This is a genomic window from Streptococcus sp. oral taxon 064 (genome assembly GCF_001683375.1).
Taxonomy (GTDB): Bacteria; Bacillota; Bacilli; order Lactobacillales; family Streptococcaceae; genus Streptococcus; species Streptococcus oralis_S.
Map to the genome: position 1 here is coordinate 986,890 of NZ_CP016207.1, position 20,091 is coordinate 1,006,980.

Consider the following 20,091-nt stretch of genomic DNA (forward strand, 5'->3'; position numbering starts at 1 on the left):
TGTTTTGAGACACCAGTTGTCATAAAGGCAGTAACTTTACATTTTTGAATAAATTTGATAAAATATGGTTATGTTATAAAAAGTGACATAAAGGAGTGAATGATGATCAAAATGAAAAAAAGACTGATTGGGACAGGTCTTGTCTTAGCGACAGGGATTTTGCTCTCTGCATGTGGACAGTCCAATACAGATACTAGCACTTATTCATCAACATTTAGTGCGAATCCAACAACTTTTAACTATCTCCTAGATTATTATGCAGATAACACTGCCGTTATTACCAATCTTGTAGATGGTTTGCTAGAAAATGACAGCTATGGGAACCTCGTACCTGCTCTTGCGGAGGATTGGTCTGTTTCATCAGATGGTTTGACCTATACCTACAAGCTTAGAAAAGATGCCAAGTGGTATACGGCTGATGGTGAGGAATACGCTTCAGTCAAAGCTCAGGATTTTGTCACTGGGATCAAATATGCTGCGGACAACAAGGGGCAAGCCATGGATCTGATTCAAAATTCAATCAAGGGATTGAATGACTATGTGACGGGTGTGACCAATGACTTTTCAACTGTTGGTGTCAAAGCCTTGGATGACTATACGGTTGAGTACACTTTGACACGACCAGAACCTTATTGGAACTCTAAGACAACCAATAGTATTCTTTTCCCAGTCAACGAAGAGTTTTTGAAATCAAAAGATAAAGACTTTGGTACCTTGACACCAGACAGCATCCTTTATAACGGTCCATATCTGTTAAAAGATTTCACATCAAAATCTTCGATCGAATATGTGAAGAATCCACACTATTATGACCATGATAAAGTAACCATTGAAAAAGTTAAGTTAGCCTACTTTGATGGGTCAGATCAGGAGATGACCATTCGAAACTTTGAAAGTGGTGCTTACTCGATTGCAGGAGTCTATCCAAACAGTTCGAATTATGCTAAGACAAAAGAAAAATACCAAGACAATATCGTCTATAGCTTACAAGACAAGACATCTTGGTACTTTAACTTTAACGTCAACCGCAAAACCTATAATCATACCGCTAAAACAACGGACGAACAAAAGAAATCAGCTCAAACAGCTATCTTAAATAAAAAATTCCGTCAGGCTATCAACTTTGGAATTGATCGAACAGCCTACTCTGCTCAATCTAACGGTGAAGAAGCAGCGAGCAAAACCCTTCGTAATACTCTGGTTCCCCCAACATTTGTCCAGGTGGGAGACAAGACCTTTGGAGAAGTAACAGCTTCTAAGCTTGTGAACTACGGAACTGAGTGGTCAGGCATCAATTTAGCAGACGCTCAAGATGCTTACTTCAATAAGGAAAAGGCCCAAGCAAAATTTGCGGAAGCTAAAAAGGAATTGGAAGCCCAAGGCGTGACTTTCCCAATCCATTTGGATGTCCCTGTTGATCAGACAAATAAAAATGCGGTCTCTGGTATGAATTCGGTTAAACAAACCCTTGAAACAGTACTAGGTTCTGACAATATCGTCATTGATGTTCAACAGCTTTCTACAGATGACTTTGGAAATGTTGCCTTCCTAGCACCAAATCCAGCAGCTCGTGACTACGACCTAAACTTTGATGGTTGGGTTGGTGATTACCAGGATCCATCAACTTATCTAGATCCCTTCAATGCTGAAACTGGCTTCTATCTCAAGATTTTTGGTCTTGATGCCAAAGAAGACCAAGAGCTCATTAAGAGTTTGGGGCTCGATACCTATACACAACTCCTGAAAGAAGCAGATGCTGAGAACAAAGATGTTGCTAAGCGTTATGAAAAATACGCTGAAGCTCAAGCTTGGATGATTGACAATTCTCTAGTCATGTCTGCTATGTCAAATGGTGGTACAGCCTCTGTAACCAAAGTAACTCCGTTTACACGTGCCTACTCCCTAGTAGGTATCAAGGGTGACGGAAATAATTATAAGTACATGAAATTACAAAAAGACCCTGTTACCAAGAAACAATTTGACGAAGCCAAGGCTAAGTGGGAAGCAGAAAGTAAAAAAGCTATCGAAAAGAGCCAAAAAGAGTTTGAAAACCACGTAAAATAAGATGAGAACAAGGTTTCCTATTCAGGAGCCTTGTTTTTGTATCCGTTAAACTAAAAACGAGTAAATGACCTGAGTTTTTTTGGGAAAAAGGTATAAATAAAAACGCTTAACTATAATGAATGAATGGCATTTATTGTTGGTTTATGATATAATGGTTTTAATTATGAAGGTTTAGGAGATTATTATGAGTAGACGCTCAAAGAGAGCTCGTTTAGGGAATGCGAAGCGAAATATTAATATATTCTTATTAGCCATTTATTTTTTATTGAGTGGTTTTTTGTTGTTCTTGATTTTTAAACATAATATCCTGGCCTTTAGATATCTAAATATTCTGGCTACGATTTTAATTCTAATTTCTATTGTAATTGCAACTCTGCTGATAGTTTATAAAAAAGCCGAAAAGTTTACGGTTTTCTTTTTGACACTTGCTGTACTAGTCAGTTCTGTCTCACTATTTGCACTTCATCAGTTTGTAGGGTTGACCAATCACATCAATGCGACATCAAACTATTCAGAGTATTCGATGAGTGTGGTCGTTTTAAAAGACAGTGAAATCAACAATGTTACTCAGTTGGATAGTGTAACAGGTCCGACTGAAACAGATAATGATAATATCCAAAAGTTGATGGCAGATATTAAGACGACACAGAGTAAAGACTTGACAGTTGAACAGAGTGCTTCTTATCTGGCAGCTTATAAGAGTCTGCTTTCTGGCGAAACGAAAGCAATTGTCTTAAATAGTATTTTTGAAAACATCATCGAAGCAGAGTATCCAGATTATGCTTCGAAAATTAAAAAAATCTATACAAAAAAACTAACTAAGGATGTTGCGGCACCAAAGGTATCTAAAAATCAGACGTTTAATATTTATGTCAGTGGAATTGATACCTACGGACCGATTAGTTCAGTATCTCGTTCTGATGTGAATATTCTAATGACTGTGAATCGAGATACCAAGAAAATTCTTCTGACTACAACGCCTCGAGATTCCTATGTTCCGATTGCGGATGGAGGAAACAATCAAAAGGATAAATTGACCCACGCTGGAATCTATGGAGTGGACTCGTCAATTCATACTTTGGAAAACCTATACGGGGTTGATATCAATTACTATGTTCGTTTGAACTTCACTTCTTTCTTGAAATTGATTGACCTTTTAGGTGGCGTTGATGTCTATAATGATCAGGATTTCACTTCTTTGCATGGTAAGTACCATTTTCCTGTAGGAAATGTTCATCTAGATTCGGAACAGGCCCTTGGCTTTGTCCGCGAACGCTACTCTTTAGCAGATGGAGACCGTGATCGTGGTCGGAACCAGCAAAAGGTCATTGTTGCTATTATTCAGAAGTTGACGTCAACTGAGGCTTTAAAAAACTACGATAACATCATCAAAGGATTACAAGACTCTTTGCAAACCAATATGCCTTTGGAAACCATGATGGATCTGGTTAATACTCAATTGGAGAGTGGTGGGAACTACAAAGTCAACTCTCAAGACTTGAAGGGAACTGGACGCACGGATCTTCCTTCATACGCTATGCCTGATAGCAACCTCTACATGATGGAAATTGATGAAAGTAGCTTGGCCGCTGTCAAAGCTGCTATCAATGATGTGATGGAGGGCAAGTAGCATGATAGATATCCATTCGCACATCGTTTTTGATGTGGACGATGGTCCAAAGTCGATAGAGGAAAGTAAAAAACTTCTTAGAGAGGCTTACAGTCAAGGAGTGAGGACAATTGTTTCCACTTCGCATAGACGAAAAGGAATGTTCGAAACTCCTGAAGAAAAAGTCGCAACTAACTTTTTGAAGGTGCGAGAAATAGCTAAGGAAGTTGCGGATGACTTAATCATTGCCTATGGGGCAGAAATCTACTATACGCCAGATGTTGTTGAGAAGTTAGAAAAGAAATTAATCCCAACCCTCAACGATAGCCGCTATGCTTTGATTGAGTTTAGTATGAATACAGCCTATCGGGATATGCATAAGGGATTGAGTGATATTCTAATGCTAGGCATTACACCCGTCATTGCCCACATTGAACGTTACGATGCTTTAGAAAACAATGAAAAGCGCGTGCGAGAGCTGATTGATATGGGATGTTATACCCAGGTTAATAGTTCTCATGTTTTGAAACCAAAACTCTTCGGAGAAACCTATAAATTTATGAAAAAGAGAGCCCAGTATTTCTTGGAACGAGATCTGGTTCACGTGATAGCAAGTGATATGCACAACTTGGATCACAGACCTCCTCATATGGAGGAAGCCTATGATATCATTGCTAAAAAATACAGTGAAGATAAGGCTAAGGAACTTTTTAAGGATAATCCCCGAAAAATAATAATGGATCAATTGATTTAGGAGAAAAAATGAAAGAACAAAATATGATGGAAATCGATGTATTTCACTTGCTTAAAATCCTTTGGAAACGAAAATTTTTAATTGCTTTGGTAGCATTCGTGACAGGGACAGTAGCATTTGCCTACAGTAGTTTTATTGTGAAGCCGGAGTTTACGAGTACGACCCGAATTTATGTGGTCAATCGTAATCAGGGAGATAAGCCTGGCTTGACTAACCAAGACTTGCAAGCAGGATCTTACTTGGTAAAAGACTATCGCGAAATCATTCTCTCGCAAGACGTTTTAGAGAAGGTTGCGACTGATTTGAAACTAGAACTTCCTCCAAAAGGTCTAGCTAGTAAAATCAAGGTAACAGTTCCAGTGGATACGCGTATTGTATCGATTTCTGTTACAGACCGTGCACCTGAGGAAGCTAGCCGTATCGCCAACTCTTTGAGAGAGGTTGCGGCTCAAAAGATCATCAGCGTCACTCGCGTTTCGGATGTGACAACACTTGAAGAAGCACGCCCTGCAACATCGCCATCTTCACCAAATATTCGTCGCAATACCATGGTTGGATTCCTTGCGGGGGCGGTTGTGATGGTTGTCGCAGTTCTCCTAGTTGAGCTCTTAGATACACGAGTGAAACGTCCAGAAGATATTGAGGACGTGATGCAAATTGCACTATTGGGAGTAGTTCCAAATTTGGATAAATTAAAATAGGAGAGAAAAATGCCAACGTTAGAAATTGCACACAAAAAATTGGATCAGGCAAGAAAAGCTGAAGAGTACTACAATGCGCTTCGCACCAATATTCAACTGAGTGGGAATAATTTAAAAGTAATTGCAATTACATCTGTAAAGCCTGGGGAAGGAAAATCAACAACTTCTACTAATATTGCTTGGGCTTTCGCGCGTGCGGGATATAAGACACTGTTAATCGATGCGGATATCCGTAATTCTGTCATGTCGGGTGTTTTTAAATCACGTGAAAAGATTACAGGGTTAACAGAATATTTATCAGGGACAACAGACTTATCACAAGGTTTATGCGAAACAAATGTTGAAAATTTATTTGTTATCCAGGCAGGTTCTGTATCCCCAAACCCTACAGCTTTGCTACAAAGTGAAAATTTTGCAACTATGATTGATACTCTGCATAAATACTTTGATTATATCATTGTTGATACCGCACCGATAGGAGTTGTTATTGATGCTGCAATCATTACACAGAAATGTGATGCTTCTGTTTTGGTGACTGCGGCTGGTGAAACAAATCGTCGCGATGTCCAAAAAGCTAAAGAACAACTCGAACAAACAAGTAAACCATTTCTAGGAGTAGTTCTAAATAAATTTAATACTTCAGTCGAAAAATATGGCTCCTATGGAGCATATGGAAACTATGGGAATTATGGCAAAAAATAATAAATAGCCTAGGGAAGATATTATGGAAGAAAAGGGATTGAAGATTTCTTTGGCAGTATTCCAGAGTTTTCTTGTCATTATTTTAGCTTATTTACTCAGTTTTGTTAAAGAAACAGAGATTGTATACACTTCAATGGTTATCCTATACATTCTCCATTATTTTGTCTTTTATATTAGTGATTATGGACAAGATTTTTTCAAAAGAAGGTACTTGGCTGAGTTTATCAGAATAGCGAAGTATATTATTTTCTTTGCATTGGCAATAAGTATTTCTAATTTTTTCTTGAAGGAACGCTTTAGTATTTCAAGACGAGGAATGATCTACTTTTTAACAATGCATTCCGTGTTACTATATCTATTGAATCTATGTATTAAACGCTATTGGAAACGTCTATTACCAAATTTTAAAGGGAGAAAAAAAGTTTTCTTGATTACGGCTACGTCTAGAGTAGAGAAGGTAATAGACAAACTGTTAGAATCGAGTGATTTTTTATGGGAATTAGAAGCTGTTAGTGTCTTAGATCAGCCTAATTTTCAACATGAGCACTTAAAAGTAGTACCAGTTGAAGATGTTTTAAATTTTGCAACTCATGAAGTTGTTGATGAAGTTTTTATCAATCTACCTAGTGAGGAGTATAATATTGAAGATTATATCTCTCTTTTTGAAACAATGGGAATAGATGTGACAGTCAACCTAAATGCTTTTAACGACTATTTGGGTAGTGATAAAAAAATTCGTGAAATGGCAGGTTTGAATGTTGTAACCTTTTCAACAAAATTTTACAAGCCTAGTCATGTAGTTGCAAAACGAATTGTAGATATTTGCGGAGCTATTGTTGGACTTGTTCTGTTTGCTGTAGTTAGTTTAGTATTGGTACCACTGATTCGAAGAGATGGTGGGCCGGCCATTTTTTCTCAAACGCGTATTGGAAAAAATGGTCGTCGCTTTACTTTTTATAAGTTTCGTTCTATGCGTGTAGATGCGGAAGAGATTAAACAACAGCTGATGAATCAGAATACGATGCAGGGGGGGATGTTCAAAATGGACAATGACCCACGTGTCACAACAATTGGACGCTTCATTCGTAAGACAAGTTTGGATGAGTTGCCGCAGTTTTGGAATGTACTAATTGGGGATATGAGTTTAGTAGGGACTCGTCCTCCAACTATTGATGAGTATGAAAAGTATACGCCAGAACAGAAACGTCGTCTCAGTTTTAAGCCCGGGATTACTGGTTTATGGCAGGTTAGTGGACGAAGTGAAATCAAAAATTTCGATGAAGTTGTCAAATTAGATGTAGCTTACATTGATGACTGGACAATCTGGAAAGATATTGAAATATTGTTAAAGACCGTTAAAGTGGTCTTTATGAGGGAAGGGGCGAAGTAATTTCTGCCCTTCAGTCCTGTTAGGAGAGAAATGAAACAGTCAGTTTATATCATTGGTTCAAAGGGGATTCCTGCTAAGTATGGAGGATTTGAAACCTTTGTTGAAAAATTAACCGAATATCAAAAAGACAGCAACATACAATACTATGTTGCTTGTATGCGTGAAAATTCAGCCAAGTCTGGTATTACGGAAGATCAGTTTGAGCACAATGGAGCCATTTGCTTCAACATCGATGTACCCAATATCGGACCTGCCCGCGCCATCGCTTACGATATCGCAGCGGTCAACAAGGCTATTGAATTGGCTAAGGAAAACAAGGACGAGGCTCCCATTTTTTACATTCTAGCTTGTCGCATCGGTCCTTTTATTTCTGGGCTTAAGAAAAAAATTCGTGCCATCGGAGGCCAATTGCTGGTAAATCCTGATGGTCATGAATGGTTGCGAGCAAAGTGGAGTTTACCAGTTCGTAAGTATTGGAAATTTTCAGAGCAGCTCATGGTCAAACATGCAGATTTATTGGTCTGTGACAGTAAAAATATTGAACAATATATCCAAGAGGATTATAAGCAATATCAACCAAAGACCACCTATATTGCCTATGGGACAGATACAGCTCCTTCAATCCTGAAAGCAGAAGATACCAAAGTTCGGGATTGGTATCAGGAAAAAGGAGTTAGCGAAAATGGCTATTATCTAGTAGTGGGACGATTTGTTCCTGAAAATAACTACGAAGCCATGATTCGTGAATTTATCAAGTCCAAGTCCAAAAAGGACTTTGTTCTCATCACAAATGTGGAGCAGAATAAATTTTACGACCAGTTGTTACGGGATACTGGTTTTGACAAAGATCCTAGGGTCAAATTTGTCGGTACTGTCTATGACCAAGAGTTACTCAAGTACATTCGTGAAAACGCCTTTGCCTATTTCCATGGGCATGAGGTTGGAGGAACCAACCCTTCTTTACTGGAAGCCCTAGCATCCACAAAACTAAATTTGTTGCTAGATGTTGGCTTTAACCGTGAAGTTGGTGAAGATGGGGCCATTTATTGGAAAAAAGATGAGTTGGCACGTGTCATTGAGGAAGTAGAAGGATTTGATCAGGCAGCAATAACTGACTTGGATTTCAAGTCAAGCCAAAGAATCCTCTCAGCTTTCACATGGGAAAAGATTGTGTCAGATTATGAAGAAGTGTTTAAAGGATAGGGAATGAAACGGATTTTATACTTGCATGCTGGTGCAGAAATGTATGGAGCAGATAAGGTCTTATTGGAATTGATCAAAGGATTGGATTCCAAAGAATTTGAAGCTCATGTCATCCTGCCAAATGATGGTGTTTTAGTCGAGGCCTTGCGTCAAGTTGGGGCTCAGGTCAGTGTGTTGGATTATCCGATTTTACGTAGAAAATACTTTAATCCTAAAGGCATTGCCGACTATATTCGCTCTTATAATTTCTATGCTAAGCAAATCGCCCTCTATGCTCGACAACACAGTATAGATATGGTTCACAATAATACAGCGGCTGTTTTGGAGGGCATCTATTTGAAACGCAAGCTCAAGCTGCCTTTGATTTGGCATGTTCATGAGATTATCGTCAAACCCAAAGCTATTTCTGACTTTATCAATATGCTCATGGGACGATATGCAGACAAGATTGTGACGGTGTCCCAAGCGGTCGCTAATCATATCAAGCAGTCTCCTTTTATCAAAGATAGCCAAGTGGAAGTGATTTATAACGGTGTCGATAATACTGTCTATTATCCAATGGATGCGTCTTCTATTCGTGAAAAATTTGACATTGCGCAAGATGCACTTGTGATTGGCATGATTGGTCGGGTCAATGCTATCAAAGGACAAAATGATTTCATAGAAGCAGTCGAGCCACTTTTGGAAAAGAATGAGCAAGCGGTGGCTTTCCTAGCTGGAGGTGTTTTTCCTGGTGAAGAATGGCGCTTAGAAGAACTAGATAAGAGAATAGCTTCTTCATCTGTTGTGTCACAAATTCATCGTATTGATTACTACGATAAGACTTCTGAACTTTATAATATGTTTGATATCTTTGTCTTACCAAGTATAAAACCTGATTCCCTACCTACAGTGGTCCTAGAAGCCATGGCTTGTTCAAAACCAGTTGTTGGTTATAACAATGGGGGAATAGCTGAAATGGTAGTAGATGACAAAAGTGGTTGCTTAGTCAAACCAAATCGTCCTCAAGAACTTTCTAATGCCATTTCTCTCTTACTAGATAGTTCTGAAAAAAGAGAAAAATTTGGGCGAGTAGGATATCAGAGACAAAAAGAGCTGTTTTCTTTGGAGAGTTACATCAAGAACTTTTCGGAGTTGTATAAAACAGATAGAAAAGATTAGTTATGAATAAAATAGATTTTGTTGTTACTTGGGTTGATGGGAATGATCCTGTGTGGCAAGAAAAAAAATCAAGCTATGATGGATCGGTTAATACTTCTAAACAGAGTATGAATTCAGTCAAGGCTTACCGAGAATGGGGGACCTTTAAATATTGGTTTAGAGGAGTTGAAAAATTTGCTCCTTGGGTTAATAAGGTCTACCTCGTGACCGACCAGCAAAAGCCAAGCTGGTTAGAGTTAAACAGTGATAAATTGGTATTGGTAGATCATACAGAGATTATCTGCAATGACTACCTGCCAGTTTTTTCTGCCAATCCTATCGAAAGTAATATCCATCGGATCCCCGGACTCTCTGAGCATTTTGTTTTTTTTAATGACGATATGTATTTGACAGCTCCAGTCGAGCCGACAGATTTTTTCTCAGAGGATGGTTTACCCAAATATAATACGGCTCTTTCACCGATTATTCCTGAGCGATATGGAACGGGGAATTTTCAGATAAATGACATGGAGATTGTCACTAGCTATTTCAGTCGAAATGAAATTTTGAAGAATGGCCAATTCTTTGATCCAAAGCAGGGATTAAAAAGTATCGTTAAGTCGCTACTATACAGAAATAGTCAGTTTATCTGTGGTTTCTGGGAGAGTCATCTGCCCTATCCTCTACTAAGATCAACGATGAACTTGGTATGGGAAAAGGAAAAAGCTGTCTTGGAAAGAACCTCGGCTAGTCGCTTTAGAAATCCTTCTGATACCAATGTTTGGCTCTTTAAGTATTGGCAGATTGCCAGTGGTCAATACGCTGTCGGAAATCCTAAGTTGGGGGGACTCTTTTCTTTGGATAATGCCGGACCAGATTTTTGGAAGCTACTGAATTCTGGCAAATACCAAATTATGTGTATCAATGATGGATTTAACATTCAAGACGAGGAGCAGGTGATGACAGACTTCGTCAAGGCTATGGATCAACTGCTTCCAGATAGAAGCTCATTTGAGATTTAAACTGTAAAACTAAGTAAGAGAAAGAAAAGAAAATATGATTTCGGTAATTGTGCCTGTTTACAATGTGGAGAACTACCTTCATTATGCCATGGAGAGTTTGGAACATCAGACTTACAAGGATATGGAAGTCCTCTTGATTGATGACGGCTCGAGTGATGGCTCAGGACACTTGTGTGACCAGTATGCCCAGCAATATGATTGGGTGACTAGCTACCATAAGGTCAACGGTGGCTTGTCTGATGCTCGGAACTATGGGGTCTTAAAAGCCAAGGGTGACTGGATTACTTTCCTAGATCCAGACGACTATCTGGAACCCTGCGCCTTGGAACTGCTAGCAGAGCTACAAAGTCGTACCCAAGCAGATATGGTGAGTGGCAAAGTAGAGCCAACAGCTCACTATCATCGTTTTCAAAATTTTCACTTGGATCAGCTTGATTTAGACCAAGTTAAGGTCTATGACAAGGCAAAGGCTCTGACTGAGATGCTTTATGGAGACCTTGTGACGGTCTCTGCTTGTGGGAAACTCTATCGGAAAGAACTTCTTGAGAAAGCTCCCTTCCCCAAGGGGCGCATCTACGAAGACCTCTATGTTATCAGTGAGCATCTCAACCAAGCCCAATCCGTGGCCTTGTACCATCTTCCGATTTACCATTATTACCATAGACCTGGTAGCATTACTGCCTCGGCTTTCACTCCAAAACAATACGAGTTTTACGAAGCAATTGATCATTTAAAAGAGGTTGTGAATGCAACCTATCCTGAGAGTTCAGAACTCCAAGAAGCTATCATTTCACGCTTCTTTACAGGAAGTCTTCTTATCTTTACGATGATTAAGGATGGGGATTCAGTAGAATTCAAGAGACTTCAGGAGGAAACCAGGCCTTATTTGCCTCTTGTCTTGAAGAATGCTAGAGTTAGCAAGAAACGTAGGATCCTCTATGTTTTAATTACTAAGTATCCGCGGCTCTATTATCAATTTAAAAAGTTAAAAAAATCCTAAGTAAGAGTTAGGGACGAAAGAAGAAAAGGAAAAAGAAAATGTTAAAGTTAGAACGTGATAAATTGCTAATTGCAGCAGTTTTAATAGTGGTTGTCTCCATAGATATGATCAATACGTCTATGTTAGCTCCTGTTTTACCTAATATTCCTAATCTAGTTCCTTTTTTTGCGGTCCTTTTACTTGCTATGCGATTTGCTTATATTCATCACTACTCTATAAGCTATCTCATCTTTGCACCAATTCTTCTTTTTGCTGGGGGCATGGTTTACTATAAGACTGGGAACCTTAATGCATTGATGTATATGTTTCTGCTTGTCTTTCTTTACAAGGCTGAGATGGAAAGTGTACTTAAAATATACTCTGTTGTAGCCTTGTTTTTTATTGTATTGATAGTGCTCTTGGCCGTGATTGGTGCTATTCCAAACTTGCAATTTGTCCAATCACGATCTGCGGGAGTCGTTGTTCGAAATTCATTTGGCTTTATTTATCCAACTGATTTTGCTTCTCACTGTTTTTATCTATATACAGCTATATCGTATATCTTTAGAAAGAAATTCATTATTTTACGGACTGCCTTAGGATTTGGTCTGGCTTATTTCATTATTCGATATTGCGATGCGAGGCTTAATGCCGCTTCTATTACTGTAATGGCGCTCATTTTTCTGTACTTTTATTTCCGAAATGATAAACAGCGACGGCTTTTTGCTTTACTTCCTTTATCGGCTGGTATAGCGTCTTCAGTAATGATTTATCTCTCTTCTAAATTTACCTGGTCTCATCCAATGTATGTGGCTCTAAACAATTTTTTTAGTATGAGATTACACCTAGGACATGAGGCACTAAAAAAATATGCAGTGCAGTGGTTTGGGATTCGGGGCATATCATTTATCGGTTATGGGGGGCGTACAGAATCCGTTTTGAGCTACGACTATGTAGACTCTTCCTACGTTCAGATGCTCTTTACCTATGGGATGATTCCAGTTCTCTTATTGGTCGTGTTATACATAGTTAGGTCTTGGTCTCTTTATCGCAAAAAGAATTATTTGCTATTGACGGCCTTATCCTTAATAGCAGTCAACTGTATGTTTGAGGCCTTCTGGGTTCGCCCGTCTTATAATATTTTTATGTTTACTCTATTTGCAACCTTGCCAGTTATTGAATTTGAATCGAAGAAATCTACAACGAGGAACTCCTTGTGAAAGTATTAAAAAATTATTTATATAATCTTTCTTATCAGCTGTTAGTAATCGTTTTACCAGTCATTACTACACCCTATATTACTCGGGTTTTCTCCTCGGATGATTTGGGGTCATACGGATACTATAATTCTATCGTGACTTATTTTATCCTACTGGCGACGCTGGGAGTAGCCAATTATGGGACAAAGGAAATTTCCGGCCATCGTAAGGAAGTCGAAAAGACCTTCTGGGGTATTTACAGTTTACAAGTCCTTTCAACCTGTTTAGCAGTTACGCTTTATATCATTGTCTGCTTACTTGTGCCGTCGATGAACAATCCAATTGCCTATATACTTGGCTTTAGTTTGCTGTCTCGTGGTTTTGATATTTCTTGGCTTTTTCAAGGGTTAGAAGATTTCAAAAAAATCACAGCTCGTAACACAATGGTCAAACTTCTAGGTGTTGTTTCGATATTCCTATTTGTTAAGAAACCATCCGACTTGTACTTGTATATCATCCTCTTGGTTGCCTATGATCTACTAGGTCAGTTGAGTATGTGGCTTCCTGCTCGGGAGCACATTCGCAAGCCGCATTTGGATATAGCCTATGCCAAAGAGCATATCAAACCAGTCATTCTCTTGTTTCTGCCACAGATTGCCATTTCACTCTACATCACGCTAGATCGCACCATGTTGGGTGCCTTGTCTTCGACCAAGGATGTCGGGATCTATGATCAAGCCTTGAAATTATTGAATATTTTGTTGACTTTGGTAACGTCGCTTGGTAGTGTTATGTTGCCTCGGGTCTCCAATCTCCTCTCATCAGGTAATCAAAAGGCGGTTAACAAGTTACATGAAATGTCTTTCTTAGTGTATAACTTGGTTATCTTCCCGATGATTGCGGGGATTTTAATTGTTAACAAAGATTTTGTCAATTTTTTCCTGGGGCAAGACTTCCAAGATGCTCGCTATGCGATTGCCATCATGGTCTTTAGAATGTTCTTTATTGGCTGGACTAACATAATGGGAATTCAAATCTTGATTCCTCACAATAAGAATCGTGAATTTATGCTATCAACAACTATTCCAGCTGTTTTTAGTGTGGGCTTGAATCTCCTCTTGATCCCGCCTCTGGGCTATATTGGAGCTTCAATTGTATCTGTTGCGACTGAAGGTTTGGTCTGGCTGATCCAACTCTACTTTACACGTTCGTATCTAAAAGAGGTCAAGATTCTACCATCCATGCTAAAAATACTTCTAGCAGCACTACTGATGTACGGCGCTTTGTATTCTGTACAAGCTTTCATGCACTTCTCGTCTGTTGTGAATGTCTTGATCTATTCTCTGCTTGGCTTCCTAGTCTACGGTGGCTTGGTTTTGGTCTTACGTGTCTTGGATTTTCAAGAACTAAAAAGTGTTTTAAAGAAATAAGGAGATTTTATGTACGATTATTTGATTGTCGGTGCTGGCTTGTCAGGTGCAATCTTTGCCCACGAAGCCAACAAACGTGGCAAGAAGGTGAAGGTGATTGACAAACGTGACCACATCGGTGGGAATATCTATTGCCAATCTGTTGAAGGAATCAATGTCCACAAGTATGGGGCTCATATCTTCCATACATCCAATAAAAAGGTCTGGGATTATGTCAATCAGTTTGCGGAGTTTAACAATTACATCAATTCTCCCATTGCCAACTATCAAGGACATCTTTACAATCTGCCTTTTAACATGAATACTTTCTATGCTTTGTGGGGGACAAAGACACCCCAAGAAGTCAAGGACAAAATTGCTGAGCAGACGACACACATGCAAGATGTTGAGCCTAAAAACTTAGAGGAACAAGCCATTAAGTTGATTGGTACGGATGTCTATGAAAAGCTAATCAAGGGTTACACCGAAAAGCAATGGGGGCGTTCTGCTACTGAACTACCACCCTTTATCATCAAGCGTTTACCAGTTCGATTGACTTATGACAATAATTATTTCAACGACCGTTACCAAGGGATTCCAATTGGTGGTTACAATGTCATCATCGAAAAGTTGTTGGAAGGAATCGAAGTAGAGCTTAATACAGATTTCTTTGCTGATCGGGAGAACTTGGAGGCTTCAGCAACTAAGATTGTCTTCACAGGGATGATTGATCAGTTCTTTGACTATAAGTTTGGTGAACTTGAGTATCGCAGTCTCCGTTTTGAGCATGAGATTCTGGACCAAGAAAATTATCAAGGAAATGCTGTAGTCAATTATACTGAACGTGATATTCCTTATACGCGTATCATCGAACACAAACATTTTGAGTTTGGGACTCAGGACAAGACGGTTATTACTCAAGAATATCCAGCAGATTGGAAAAGAGGAGATGAGCCTTACTATCCAATCAATGATGCCAAAAACAATGCTATTTATGAGCAGTATCTAGCAGAAGCTGAGAAAAATGGCCACGTTATCTTCTGTGGTCGCTTGGCAGATTATAAATACTATGATATGCACGTGACTGTTGAACGTGCATTGGATGTGGTAGAAGAAGAACTAGGGAGTATCTAAGAACATCACGGATAAAGGGGAGAAAAGGTGAAATATTATCTGAAAGATTCATTTCTGCATAATGCACACGAAAAGAATGCAGGGAGTAAGGCACGAAATGACGTGGAAGCTATTCTAATCTCAGAGGGTTATGAGGGCTTGGAGCTCAAGGTTGAGAATTGGTATAAGATGAATTTCTTTAAAGCTCAACAACACAAATATCGTGCGACCAAGTCTGTGTTTGATCAGTTGGGAGCTGGAGATGAATTGGTGATTCAGTTCCCTATTATCCACCATACATTTTTCGTCTCACAACTCATCAAGCAGGCGCAAAAAAGAGGAGCAAAATTCTATCTGTTGATCCATGATATTGAAACCTTGCGTCATGCAGCAGGTTCAGAAGTGAAATTTCGTCATAAAGTGCGCAATTACTTCCAGGAAAAGAAAGCCTTGATGTCAGTGGATGGCATTATCGTTCATAACGATATCATGAAGAAAGTTCTGGTAGGTCAAGGAGTGCCAGCAGATAAAATGGTTAGCTTGGAGATTTTTGACTATCTGATTCCAAACTTTGCTGAAAAACCAAATCTCCAAAAAGACCAGCCTATTATTGTAGCTGGAAATTTGAACCCTGCAAAGTCAGGTTATCTTTATAACTTGCCAGACCAGCCCGCCTATAACTTGTATGGGGTGGGCTACGATGAAAGTCGTGCATTGAAAAACACTAGCTACTTTGGTTCCTTTATGCCAGATGACCTCCCCGCTGCTCTTGAAGGTAGTTTTGGTTTGGTATGGGACGGAGACAGCTCAGAGACCTGCCAAGGTTCTTACGGAAACTATCTACGCTTTAACAACTCGCACAAGGCCTCTCTCTACTTAGCTTCAGGTTTTCCCCTAATAGTCTGGAAAGAGTCGGCTCTCGCACATTTTGTTCTGGATAAACAGTGTGGTCTAGCAGTTGATTCTCTACACGACCTCCAAAAAGTACTAGATGATTTGACACTTCAAGACTACAAGGAACTTTCAGAACAAGCTAGGAAAGTTGGAACTGCTCTTCGAGACGGAGACTATTTAAAAGCTGCCTTATCCAAATTGAAGTAAATTCCTTAGGGAATTTGGGACAAAATGAAATATAATATAGGATAGGTAATTAGCCAGAAAGGAAGCCTATTATGAAAGGTATTATTCTTGCGGGTGGTTCAGGTACCCGACTGTACCCACTTACTCGAGCTGCGTCAAAACAGCTGATGCCAGTTTATGATAAACCCATGATTTACTATCCTTTGTCAACCTTGATGTTGGCAGGGATTAAGGACATTTTGATCATCTCAACACCACAGGATTTACCCCGTTTTAAGGACCTGCTCTTGGATGGTTCCGAATTTGGGATCAAGCTTTCCTATGCGGAACAGCCTAGTCCCGACGGACTTGCTCAGGCTTTTCTTATTGGTGAAGAATTTATCGGCGACGATAGTGTTGCTTTGATCTTGGGCGATAATATCTATCATGGGCCTGGTTTGAGCAAAATGCTTCAAAAGGCAGCCAAGAAAGAGAAGGGTGCGACTGTGTTTGGCTACCAAGTGAAGGATCCAGAGCGTTTTGGTGTGGTCGAGTTTGATACAGACATGAATGCTATTTCCATAGAAGAAAAACCGGAGAATCCTCGCTCTAACTATGCAGTGACAGGTCTTTATTTCTATGACAATGACGTTGTGGAGATTGCCAAACAGATAAAACCGAGTGCTCGTGGAGAGTTGGAAATCACAGATGTTAACAATGCTTATTTGAAGCGTGGGGATTTGTCAGTTGAAGTTATGGGACGTGGTTTTGCCTGGCTGGATACTGGGACACATGAGAGCCTGTTAGAGGCCTCCCAATATATCGAAACGGTTCAAAGGATGCAAAATGTTCAGGTTGCCAATCTGGAAGAAATTGCCTACCGAATGGGTTATATCAGCCGCGAAGATGTGCTGAAGTTGGCGCAACCTCTCAAGAAGAATGAATACGGGCAATACTTGCTCCGTTTGATTGGAGAAATCTAGATGACAGATAATTTTTTCGGCAAAACACTTGCAGTGCACAAGATTGATGCCATTCCAGGTATGTTAGAGTTTGACATTCCGGTTCATGGTGACAATCGTGGCTGGTTTAAAGAGAATTTTCAGAAAGAAAAGATGCTACCGCTTGGTTTTCCTGAAAGCTTCTTTGCTGAAGGAAAACTGCAAAATAACGTCAGCTTTTCTCGCAAAAATGTTCTCCGAGGCCTCCATGCTGAACCTTGGGACAAGTATATCTCAGTAGCAGATGGTGGCAAGGTTCTGGGTTCTTGGGTTGACCTACGTGAAGGTGAGACTTTTGGAAATGTTTATCAGACCGAGATTGATGCAAGTAAGGGAATCTTTGTCCCTCGCGGCGTAGCCAATGGTTTCCAAGTCCTCTCGGATACAGTTTCTTATAGCTATCTGGTCAATGACTACTGGGCACTTGAACTCAAGCCTAAATATGCTTTTGTCAACTATACAGACCCAGCTTTGGGCATCCAGTGGGAAAACCTAGCAGAAGCAGAAGTTTCGGAAGCAGATAAACATCATCCACTGCTTAAGGATGTCAAACCACTAAGAAAAGAAGATTTGTAAAAAAATTAGGGAATAAAAATGACTGAATACAGAAATATCATCGTGACAGGTGGGGCTGGTTTTATCGGTTCTAACTTTGTTCATTATGTCTATAACAACTTCCCAGATGTCCATGTGACAGTGCTGGACAAGCTGACTTATGCGGGTAATCGTGCCAATATTGAAGCAATTTTAGGTGATCGTGTTGAGTTGGTTGTTGGAGATATTGCAGATGCAACCTTGGTCGATAAGCTAGCTGCTCAAGCAGATGCCATTGTTCACTATGCGGCAGAAAGCCATAATGACAACTCGCTCAATGATCCGAGTCCATTTATCCACACCAACTTCATTGGGACTTACACTCTTTTGGAAGCAGCTCGTAAATACGACCTTCGTTTCCACCATGTGTCAACTGACGAAGTCTATGGTGACCTACCTCTGCGTGAAGATTTGCCAGGTCATGGAGAAGGTCCAGGTGAGAAATTTACGGCTGAAACCAAGTACAATCCCAGCTCGCCTTACTCATCAACTAAAGCAGCTTCAGATCTGATTGTCAAAGCTTGGGTTCGCTCATTTGGTGTTAAAGCGACTATTTCGAACTGTTCAAACAACTATGGTCCTTACCAACATATCGAGAAGTTTATTCCGCGCCAGATCACCAATATCTTGAGTGGTATCAAGCCAAAACTCTATGGTGAAGGTAAGAATGTCCGTTACTGGATTCACACCAATGACCATTCATCAGGTGTTTGGACAATTTTGACAAAGGGTCAAATTGGCGAAACTTACTTGATTGGTGCGGATGGTGAGAAGAACAATAAGGAAGTCCTAGAACTCATCCTCAAGGAAATGGGGCAACCAGCTGATGCTTATGACCATGTGACGGACCGAGCTGGTCACGACCTTCGCTATGCTATCGATGCTAGCAAGCTTCGTGATGAACTAGGGTGGAAGCCTGAGTTTACCAACTTTGAAGCAGGTCTCAAAGATACCATCAAATGGTACACAGACAACCAAGACTGGTGGAAATCTGAAAAAGAAGCAGTCGAGGCTAACTATGCCAAGACGCAACAAGTCATTAACTAATCAGATACTAAAAAGCAAGAGACTTTGAGTTCTCTTGCTTTTTATGTATGTCGTAATCTGTTATTTTCTTACTTCTTGTTTATAAAACTCTTTAAGGGCATCCTGCCAGGTTGGAATGACGAAACCTGTCGCCTTTGCTTTTGTCAAGCTCATAGTTGAGTTGAGGGGACGTTTGGCCTTTGCAGGAAACTTGCTGGAGTCTACCGGAATCACTTCAACATCACTGTCCTTAAGAATCTCGACAGCGAAGTCGTACCAAGTGGTATCTTCAGTGGAGTCATTTGATAAGTGGTAGTAGCCAAATGCTTTTTGATTTTCAGTCAAGTAAATCATGAACTCAGCCAAGGTACGTGTCCAAGTTGGGCGGCCGTGTTGGTCGTTGACTACAGTAAGAGTTTTGTGAGTTTTGGCAAGATTTTGTATTGTAAAGACAAAGTTCTTGCCATAATTTCCAAAGACCCAAGCAGTGCGGATGATGTAATACTGTGACGTAAGGTTTTCAACGAGTTCCTCACCCATTCGCTTGGTACGCCCGTACTCTGTTTGCGGATCAGGTAGGTCATCGACTTCCCACTCTTGTCCGACGGGTTTCTTTCCATCAAAGACGTAGTCTGTTGAAATATAAACGAGAGTAGCTCCGTATTTCTCAGAGGCCTTGGCTACATTTTCAGTTCCAGTTACGTTGATGGCAAAATCCAGTTCTTTCCCCTCGTCTTCTGCAGCATCAACAGCAGTGTAGGCTGCACAATGATAGACCAGAGTTGGTTTAACCTCAGCAAATACCTTCTCAACCATTTCAGAATTAGTGATATCCATTTCGGCCACATCCACGGCAACATAGTCCACATTTCGTTCATCTAGTAAATAACGTAGTTCAGTACCGAGTTGACCATTCGCACCTGTAATTAATATCATTGTCTTCTCCTTAACTTTTCTTCTATCTAATCATAGCAAAAAAATGATAAAAAATCTGATTTTCGGTCCTTATTTTGATGGTTTCTATCCGATAAGAATCTGTTTTTGAAATGAAACTGTTTATTAGATTCTTTGAGATAGAATTTTTTTATAGCTGTAAAGCTATTCTTAAAATTCTAAGCGTCAGCAC

Annotated in this window: 18 protein-coding genes; 17 read left to right on the forward strand and 1 reads right to left on the reverse strand. The window is 39.8% G+C overall.

Translation table 11 applies throughout. The features are described 5' to 3' along the window. Window positions 1-102 precede the first annotated feature (102 nt). From AXF18_RS04900 to rfbB, 17 genes are all read left to right on the forward strand, one after another. The gene (locus tag AXF18_RS04900) at window positions 103-2,064 is read left to right on the forward strand and encodes a peptide ABC transporter substrate-binding protein (protein WP_084437467.1); all 1,962 of its coding nucleotides are present in this window, start codon (window positions 103-105) and stop codon (window positions 2,062-2,064) included. Between the two features lie 184 nt (window positions 2,065-2,248). After that, the gene (locus AXF18_RS04905) at window positions 2,249-3,694 is read left to right on the forward strand and encodes an LCP family protein (RefSeq protein WP_065371571.1); all 1,446 of its coding nucleotides are present in this window, start codon (window positions 2,249-2,251) and stop codon (window positions 3,692-3,694) included. Between the two features lies 1 nt (window position 3,695). Further along, window positions 3,696-4,427, forward strand: coding sequence for a capsular polysaccharide biosynthesis protein Cps4B (gene cps4B / locus AXF18_RS04910; RefSeq protein WP_049489811.1), 732 nt, complete (start codon window positions 3,696-3,698; stop codon window positions 4,425-4,427). 8 nt (window positions 4,428-4,435) lie between these two features. After that, the gene (gene cpsC / locus AXF18_RS04915; protein WP_049489810.1) at window positions 4,436-5,128 is read left to right on the forward strand and encodes a capsular polysaccharide biosynthesis protein CpsC; all 693 of its coding nucleotides are present in this window, start codon (window positions 4,436-4,438) and stop codon (window positions 5,126-5,128) included. Window positions 5,129-5,137: 9 nt separating this feature from the next. Next, window positions 5,138-5,830 (forward strand): tyrosine-protein kinase, encoded by a 693-nt coding sequence (locus AXF18_RS04920; protein ID WP_001142496.1) that lies wholly within the window; start codon window positions 5,138-5,140, stop codon window positions 5,828-5,830. A gap of 22 nt (window positions 5,831-5,852) precedes the next feature. Then, entirely contained in the window at window positions 5,853-7,220 is a 1,368-nt protein-coding gene (locus AXF18_RS04925) for a sugar transferase (RefSeq protein WP_065371572.1), read from the forward strand. A 30-nt stretch (window positions 7,221-7,250) separates the two neighbouring features. Next, window positions 7,251-8,423, forward strand: a complete 1,173-nt coding sequence (gene cps2T, locus AXF18_RS04930) for a beta 1-4 rhamnosyltransferase Cps2T (RefSeq protein ID WP_049550235.1) — start codon at window positions 7,251-7,253, stop codon at window positions 8,421-8,423. 3 nt (window positions 8,424-8,426) lie between these two features. Beyond that, on the forward strand, window positions 8,427-9,584 hold the full coding sequence (locus AXF18_RS04935; RefSeq protein ID WP_049500996.1) for a glycosyltransferase family 4 protein: 1,158 nt from the start codon (window positions 8,427-8,429) through the stop codon (window positions 9,582-9,584). A gap of 2 nt (window positions 9,585-9,586) precedes the next feature. Then, complete coding sequence (locus AXF18_RS04940; RefSeq protein WP_065371573.1) at window positions 9,587-10,585, forward strand: Stealth CR1 domain-containing protein; 999 nt, start codon at window positions 9,587-9,589, stop codon at window positions 10,583-10,585. Window positions 10,586-10,619: 34 nt separating this feature from the next. After that, a complete protein-coding gene (locus AXF18_RS04945; RefSeq protein ID WP_049501000.1) occupies window positions 10,620-11,585 on the forward strand; it encodes a glycosyltransferase family 2 protein in 966 nt (321 codons plus the stop codon). Window positions 11,586-11,623: 38 nt separating this feature from the next. Further along, on the forward strand, window positions 11,624-12,784 hold the full coding sequence (locus AXF18_RS04950) for a hypothetical protein (protein ID WP_049501002.1): 1,161 nt from the start codon (window positions 11,624-11,626) through the stop codon (window positions 12,782-12,784). After that, window positions 12,781-14,193, forward strand: a complete 1,413-nt coding sequence (locus AXF18_RS04955; protein WP_049550236.1) for a flippase — start codon at window positions 12,781-12,783, stop codon at window positions 14,191-14,193. Before AXF18_RS04950 ends, AXF18_RS04955 begins: the two co-directional genes overlap by 4 nt. A 9-nt stretch (window positions 14,194-14,202) precedes the next feature. Then, complete coding sequence (glf, locus tag AXF18_RS04960; protein WP_065371574.1) at window positions 14,203-15,306, forward strand: UDP-galactopyranose mutase; 1,104 nt, start codon at window positions 14,203-14,205, stop codon at window positions 15,304-15,306. Between the two features lie 27 nt (window positions 15,307-15,333). Continuing rightward, window positions 15,334-16,386 carry a galactofuranosyltransferase gene (locus AXF18_RS04965; RefSeq protein ID WP_065371575.1) on the forward strand — a complete coding sequence of 351 codons (1,053 nt, stop codon included), beginning with the start codon at window positions 15,334-15,336 and terminating at the stop codon, window positions 16,384-16,386. A gap of 71 nt (window positions 16,387-16,457) precedes the next feature. Then, the gene (rfbA, locus tag AXF18_RS04970; RefSeq protein ID WP_000676122.1) at window positions 16,458-17,327 is read left to right on the forward strand and encodes a glucose-1-phosphate thymidylyltransferase RfbA; all 870 of its coding nucleotides are present in this window, start codon (window positions 16,458-16,460) and stop codon (window positions 17,325-17,327) included. Continuing rightward, window positions 17,328-17,921: a dTDP-4-dehydrorhamnose 3,5-epimerase family protein gene (locus tag AXF18_RS04975; RefSeq protein ID WP_065371576.1), complete on the forward strand. Its 594-nt coding sequence runs from the start codon at window positions 17,328-17,330 to the stop codon at window positions 17,919-17,921. A gap of 18 nt (window positions 17,922-17,939) precedes the next feature. Then, entirely contained in the window at window positions 17,940-18,986 is a 1,047-nt protein-coding gene (gene rfbB, locus AXF18_RS04980) for a dTDP-glucose 4,6-dehydratase (protein WP_065371577.1), read from the forward strand. A 60-nt stretch (window positions 18,987-19,046) separates the two neighbouring features. Here rfbB and rfbD read toward each other — a convergent pair whose 3' ends face one another. Further along, the gene (gene rfbD / locus AXF18_RS04985; RefSeq protein WP_065371578.1) at window positions 19,047-19,901 is read right to left on the reverse strand and encodes a dTDP-4-dehydrorhamnose reductase; all 855 of its coding nucleotides are present in this window, start codon (window positions 19,899-19,901) and stop codon (window positions 19,047-19,049) included. Between the last annotated feature and the right edge of the window lie 190 nt (window positions 19,902-20,091).

Bases quoted from the DNA above. Each gene is read 5' to 3' on its own strand.
- AXF18_RS04935 (WP_049500996.1), top strand. From the start codon at position 8,427: ATGAAACGGATTTTATACTTGCATGCTGGTGCAGAAATGTATGGAGCA.
- cps4B (WP_049489811.1), top strand. From the start codon at position 3,696: ATGATAGATATCCATTCGCACATCGTTTTTGATGTGGACGATGGTCCA.
- glf (WP_065371574.1), top strand. From the start codon at position 14,203: ATGTACGATTATTTGATTGTCGGTGCTGGCTTGTCAGGTGCAATCTTT.
- AXF18_RS04940 (WP_065371573.1), top strand. From the start codon at position 9,587: ATGAATAAAATAGATTTTGTTGTTACTTGGGTTGATGGGAATGATCCT.
- AXF18_RS04920 (WP_001142496.1), top strand. From the start codon at position 5,138: ATGCCAACGTTAGAAATTGCACACAAAAAATTGGATCAGGCAAGAAAA.
- rfbD (WP_065371578.1), bottom strand. From the start codon at position 19,901: ATGATATTAATTACAGGTGCGAATGGTCAACTCGGTACTGAACTACGT.
- AXF18_RS04900 (WP_084437467.1), top strand. From the start codon at position 103: ATGATCAAAATGAAAAAAAGACTGATTGGGACAGGTCTTGTCTTAGCG.
- AXF18_RS04950 (WP_049501002.1), top strand. From the start codon at position 11,624: ATGTTAAAGTTAGAACGTGATAAATTGCTAATTGCAGCAGTTTTAATA.
- AXF18_RS04905 (WP_065371571.1), top strand. From the start codon at position 2,249: ATGAGTAGACGCTCAAAGAGAGCTCGTTTAGGGAATGCGAAGCGAAAT.
- cps2T (WP_049550235.1), top strand. From the start codon at position 7,251: ATGAAACAGTCAGTTTATATCATTGGTTCAAAGGGGATTCCTGCTAAG.
- cpsC (WP_049489810.1), top strand. From the start codon at position 4,436: ATGAAAGAACAAAATATGATGGAAATCGATGTATTTCACTTGCTTAAA.
- rfbA (WP_000676122.1), top strand. From the start codon at position 16,458: ATGAAAGGTATTATTCTTGCGGGTGGTTCAGGTACCCGACTGTACCCA.
- AXF18_RS04975 (WP_065371576.1), top strand. From the start codon at position 17,328: ATGACAGATAATTTTTTCGGCAAAACACTTGCAGTGCACAAGATTGAT.
- rfbB (WP_065371577.1), top strand. From the start codon at position 17,940: ATGACTGAATACAGAAATATCATCGTGACAGGTGGGGCTGGTTTTATC.
- AXF18_RS04925 (WP_065371572.1), top strand. From the start codon at position 5,853: ATGGAAGAAAAGGGATTGAAGATTTCTTTGGCAGTATTCCAGAGTTTT.
- AXF18_RS04945 (WP_049501000.1), top strand. From the start codon at position 10,620: ATGATTTCGGTAATTGTGCCTGTTTACAATGTGGAGAACTACCTTCAT.